The sequence below is a fragment of the Anaerotruncus colihominis genome, from assembly GCF_010206195.1.
GTDB classification, from domain to species: domain Bacteria; phylum Bacillota; class Clostridia; order Oscillospirales; family Ruminococcaceae; genus Anaerotruncus; species Anaerotruncus colihominis_A.
In genome coordinates this window covers 1-1,894 of sequence record NZ_VIQT01000029.1, presented here as the reverse complement: position 1 = coordinate 1,894, position 1,894 = coordinate 1, and the positions used below count along the sequence as shown (strand labels likewise).

At 56.3% G+C, this 1,894-nt stretch carries 4 protein-coding genes; all 4 read left to right on the top strand.

Going from position 1 to position 1,894, the window contains the following annotated elements; all coding sequences use genetic code 11:
- A partial coding sequence (locus tag FMM72_RS16835; RefSeq protein WP_180322954.1) for a DNA adenine methylase occupies window positions 1–344 on the top strand: 344 nt, incomplete at its 5' end.
- Window positions 345–357: 13 nt separating this feature from the next.
- Window positions 358–858, top strand: a complete 501-nt coding sequence (locus tag FMM72_RS16830; protein ID WP_243157870.1) for a hypothetical protein — start codon at window positions 358–360, stop codon at window positions 856–858.
- Window positions 848–1,579, top strand: coding sequence for a DUF3849 domain-containing protein (locus FMM72_RS16825; RefSeq protein ID WP_162222101.1), 732 nt, complete (start codon window positions 848–850; stop codon window positions 1,577–1,579). Before FMM72_RS16830 ends, FMM72_RS16825 begins: the two co-directional genes overlap by 11 nt.
- Window positions 1,580–1,596: 17 nt before the next feature.
- A partial coding sequence (locus tag FMM72_RS16820) for a hypothetical protein (RefSeq protein WP_162222100.1) occupies window positions 1,597–1,894 on the top strand: 298 nt, incomplete at its 3' end.

The window sequence follows — 1,894 nt, the reverse complement described above, 5'->3', positions numbered from 1 at the left end:
ACTGTGACCCGCCCTACTATGACGCGGAGCAATATTACGACGCTGCGTTTTCCGCAGAGGATCATGTCCGGCTGCATGACGCCATCAAGGAATGCAAGGGCTATGTCATCGTTTCCTACAACGACTGCGAGGAGATCCGCAGGCTTTACAGCGACTTTTACCAGCTGTCCTTCACTCGTCAGAATCCAATGGCCCAGCAAGCCGGAGCGGTCTATGAAGAACTGCTCATGGCCAACTACGACCCCAGGCTCTTTGCGGGACAGGTGACCTTGTTTGACAGCCCGCTGGAATTTGGCGGGATGCGCCTGATCCATATCCCCGAAAAACCATTGAAGATCATATAAAGGAGTGTTTGCGATGAAATTTCTGAGACAAGCGGCCGCCAAGGGGCTCCAAATCCTGCCCGCTGAACTGGCAATAGCCCGGTTTCCCGAGACCGAAACGGCAGAGGTGCATGCGGCGGAGGACGCCATCGTGGTGCTCAAGCGCCGGATGACCGGGATGGAGCTGATCCGCGCCGCGAGGCGGCTCCATGAGCTGTCGGTGGAACTGAACGTCCACTTGGCCAAAGCCTGCGGGTTTTGTCACGACTGCGCGGATGTATGCCCATTTGAAGATATGGAGGAAGAAATTGACCTCCCCGGTTATCTGCGGAAGGAAGCCGGTATCAGCGAGGGCGCCAAGCTTTGCGCCTATGTGAACGAGGAGGAAAATAGCGTCACCATCGCAGAGGCAAAGCATCCATATGATCTGCGGGATGTGCCGCCCGAGATATTGGATATGTTCCTCAGCGCCGGCCTCTGTCTGGGAGAACTGGACGAACTGCTCATCAAGGGGGATGTGGTTTATGAGGGGTGACTTTCCATATCTCTACCCCCATTCCCTACGAGACGCAAAACAGCGGGGTGAACTGGATCTCTGGCGGGAGAGCCATCAGGAAAACATTTCCTGCAAAGAGGCCATTGAAAGCGCCATCCGCAGGGACTTTGACGGAATGTATCTCAAAGAGGGCTGCGCAAACGGCATCATTGAACAGTACGGTTTCAAGCGTGTCGCCTGGGTGCTGTCCAACACCCTCCAGCAGAAGGACTGGGACGGGCGGTTCTCTCCTTCCAACAAAAAATGGGCATTCAAAACCTATATCCCCAGGAGCGTGGAGCGTGACCGCACCACAGATTATGTGGTGGAGTCCCACTCCGCTATTTTGGATGGGTTTGTCTCTCAATACCACAAGGCAGTACAGGAGCTAAACCTCTTTGGGGCGGAACACTGCGAACCGGATTCCTTCACCAAGCTGGACTATGAGGGCAAGGTGCTGGTACTCTCCCCGGACATCCTGCGGGAAAGCTGCTGGGGCCAGAAAAACCAGCTTTGGCTGGCGCTGGATGGCTTCGGCTGTTCCCCTACCGCCAGAGGACGCTCGGTACGCTGTACCTGCCTGGGAGATGGGGAAGAAACCCGCTGGAATCGGGCAGAGTTTGTGGGCGTTCTAAAAGAGGAACATCTGCCCGATTGGGCAAGAGAGAATCTGGAGCAGCTGCGATCCCAGGAGGTGCAGCCGCCCCAGCTTTCCATGTGAAGGGAGGATTTTTGCAAATGAGAACGATCAGGACGCCTTTGCTGGCCTGTCTGCTTATTTTGTCCATGAGCGTCACCGCCTTTGCCGCAGAACAGCCTCAGACGGTCATCGGCGCGGATGAGAATGGGACCAGCATCGCTATCACCGACATTACCCCCAGGGAGGATGAGGAGAATGCGCAAACAGCAGGACAGCAAACAAACTACAGGGCGGGGAGCTTCTACCCCATCGAAATCCAGACCGCTGAGGAGGGCGGAATCCGCCTGCTGGTCAAGACCTTCCTTGTGCCGCAGGGTACAGACCCCGCGGCGCTCA